The sequence below is a fragment of the Moorena sp. SIO2C4 genome (assembly GCF_010672485.1).
GTDB classification, from domain to species: domain Bacteria; phylum Cyanobacteriota; class Cyanobacteriia; order Cyanobacteriales; family Coleofasciculaceae; genus Moorena; species Moorena producens.
In genome coordinates, this window is sequence record NZ_JAAHGN010000877.1 from 1 (window position 1) to 3,281 (window position 3,281).

At 44.6% G+C, this 3,281-nt stretch carries 2 protein-coding genes; both read left to right on the forward strand.

Translation table 11 applies throughout. The features are described 5' to 3' along the window. The coding region (locus F6K20_RS30690; RefSeq protein ID WP_287297241.1) for a M48 family metalloprotease at nt 1–1,586 on the forward strand (1,586 nt) is incomplete at its 5' end. Between the two features lie 632 nt (nt 1,587–2,218). Continuing rightward, a complete protein-coding gene (locus F6K20_RS30695) occupies nt 2,219–2,698 on the forward strand; it encodes a cupin domain-containing protein (protein ID WP_131827237.1) in 480 nt (159 codons plus the stop codon). The last annotated feature ends 583 nt before the right edge of the window (nt 2,699–3,281 follow it).

The window sequence follows — 3,281 nt, forward strand, 5'->3', positions numbered from 1 at the left end:
TCCTATCGCCCTGGTTAATGGATGGATTGCTAAAGCAGTTTCATGGTCTTGAAGCCCTATCCTTGACCCAACTAGCTTCCCGCCATCCAGAATCCGCTAAAGTTATACAAAAGGTTTGCCGCAAACGTCGTCTGCCCTTACCGAGCTTAAAAGTCTTACCCACAGACGCCACCGTAGCCCTGACCTATGGTAACTTACCTCGCACTGCTCGGATTGTAGTTAGTCAGGGATTATTAGACCAGCTCAAAGATGATGAAATTGCCAACATCTACGCCGGTCAGCTAGGACATATTATCAATCGGGATTTCATCTTGATGTCCCTAGGGGTACTAATTATTCAAATCCCTTACACTATCTATTGGCAAATCCCTCAGTGGGCAGAGAAGCTAAAGGAATTACTGCTAGTTAAATTACCTGGTGCTAGGGGATGGTTAAGCGCAATCCTTTTAGGAATTACTGGTACTGTTGCTTCCCTCAGTTACAGCATTTATTGGGTATTGAGCTTACCCCTGCTATGGTTATCTAGAGCTAGGGTTTACTATAGCGATCGCATCGCCATCTCAACCACAGGTAATCCCAATGGCTTGACCCGCGCCTTACTAAAAATTGCCCTAGGGATAAGCGAAGACATCCAAATTTCCGGCCAAACCAGTGGGCTATTAGAAAGCTTTGATGTCTTACTCCCCGTCGGTTATCAGCAAGCCATGGTTATCGGCAGTTTTTCCCCCACCACCCCCTTTGAAGACATCTTGAAATGGGACTGTACTAATCCCTACCGCTACTGGTTAATCATCAACTCTGCCCATCCCCTACTCGGAGAACGTTTACATTTACCTAAGCGCTACGCCCACTTTCTCAAGCTTCATGCCGAACTAGATTTACCAGCTTTAATTCCTGCCAGTCGCAATCGAGCTGAATTTTTCTCTAAACTCAGCAACAGTTACAAAGCCTTACCCCTGCTACAAAGTACCCTAATTTTTGGCGTAATTATGGGCGCAGCATTAAGAGGGATACTTTGGATGATTGGTAAACTGTCTGACATGTTCGACATTTGGCAGTTAATTTGGCTACATAACGCCAATTCCTTTATCGATGCTTGTATCTTAATTGCCTTTAGTATCAGTGTCTTTCTCTGGATTAATAATTACTTTCCCGACCTCAAACCTACCAATATCGGTACTGACCCCGACTTAGGAGATTATTTCGCCACTAACGCTACTCTACCTCCCGATAGTCGTCCTGTTCTCTTAAGCGGAAAACTATTAGGACGTTCGGGATTACGCAATTGGCTCGGACAAGATTTAATATTACAAACCTCGACAGGTTTAGTCAGACTAAACTACTGTTCCTATCTCGGACCACTAGGTAATATCCTACCTCAACCCACCCGTGTTAGTAATTTAGTTAACCAGACCGTAATCGTCACCGGTTGGTTTCGCCGGGGTGTTAATCCCTGGATTGATATTGAAACCATCAGTATCGAAGGAGATAAACCAATTCGCAGCTACTATCCCATTTGGATTACCATCCTCGCCACAGTAGCAGCCCTATCCGGCGCTTATCTGATTTCCCAAGTGGGAGCCTGAAATTACTAGGGAATTGGGAATCGGAACCCACCCCTAACCCCTCCCAGGAGGGGAACGGGAATCGGGAATCGGGAATCGGGAATCGGAATAGTAGATGTAGGGTGGGCAGTGTATCAGACTCGATTAATCACTGCGAGGATAGTTGCTATACACTGCCCACCATAGTTGCGTAGGGTGCGTTAGGGGGGCTCGCCGTCATTTTCAACCTCGTAGCCAGCCTTGGGAAAGTCCCCCCCGTAACGCACCACTGGGTTAAACACTGCCCACCATCGGAATAGTAGAGCAGCCCAGCATCGGAATAGTTGATGTAGGGTGGGCAGTGTATCAGACTCGATTAATCACTGCGAGGATAGTTGCTATACACTGCCCACCATAGTTGCGTAAGGTGCTGGGTTAAACACTGCCCATCATCGGAATAGTAGAGCAGCCCACCATCGGATGGGGTTGATGTAGGGAGTGAACAGACCGGATCAATTACTGGGATGATAGTTTCTAGACACTGCCCACCATCGGATGGGGTTGATATAGATGTAGGGTCGGCAGGGTCGCAGAACGGATCAATCACTGGGATGATAGTTGCTAGACCATGTTTCTAGTTCATGTATTCACAACCAAAATCCAAACACTATAGTATGAAAAAACTGTCTATAATTTTACCATTAGCCATCCTAGCTTTTGGATGTGTAGTTGTTAACAGTCAAGAAACCTCCTCACCCAATAGTTACACTCAATCGGTTACAAGTGACGTTTTAGGCAGTGGTTATCCGACTCAAGAAAAAAAGGAAATTCTGGAACTTATTCGCCATACCATCAAACCCAGAACAAAACTGCCTACTCATACTCATACCGGCATGCAAATTGCACTAGTAGAGGCTGGCACGTTAACGTTTACTGTTGTGAAAGGAGAGGCTAAAGTAAGGAAAGCTAATGGCAAAGAATTAATTCTGCAAGCAGGGCAAACTACACAACTAACGGTTGGAGATTCTCTAGTTGAATCGAGCGGAATGGTTCACTATGGTGAAAACAAAACAAACAAACCAGTTATTCTTCTGTCCGCTTCCCTATTTGATGTTGAGCAACCAAAAACTATTTTAATTGAACCGGAAAAGTGAAGAATAAAATGTAAGCGGTAAGCGGTAAGCGGTCAGCGGTCAGCCGTCAGTTTCTAGGGTGCATTTCAATGGATGCAAAAACACTCTTCGGTCATAGAAAGCTAATATCATTTTATGACAATTACCCTTAATAAAAATCTCCCCCATCTCCCGATCTCCCCGCGCCCGCGCCCCACACTTCCCACACTCCCCACACTCCCGATTCCCGACTCCCGAAAAAAACATTAAGAAATGTTGCGTTATTCCTAAATATTCGTTACATTTGTTTACATAACTGATTACCCAAGGATCACTACGTCCTTGAAACCTTGACCTCACAGCCAAGGATAAAGGCACACTGTAAGCGTATTGGCCCTAGGTTTTCTCCTCCCAACACAGCAAGTATCACCAGCCCCTCTCAATGGCTGGTTTTTTTATATCTAGAAATTCTCAATTGAGTCTCTATTCCCTATTCCCTATTCCCTATTCCCTATTCCCTATTCCCTGTTCCCTGTTCCCTCCAAAATTTGTTACAAATATTTTCAAAATATGTTATAATAGAAAATTTTTTATGTTATAATAAAATTACCCCAGACGTTAAACA

Bases quoted from the DNA above. Each gene is read 5' to 3' on its own strand.
- F6K20_RS30695 (WP_131827237.1), top strand. From the start codon at position 2,219: ATGAAAAAACTGTCTATAATTTTACCATTAGCCATCCTAGCTTTTGGA.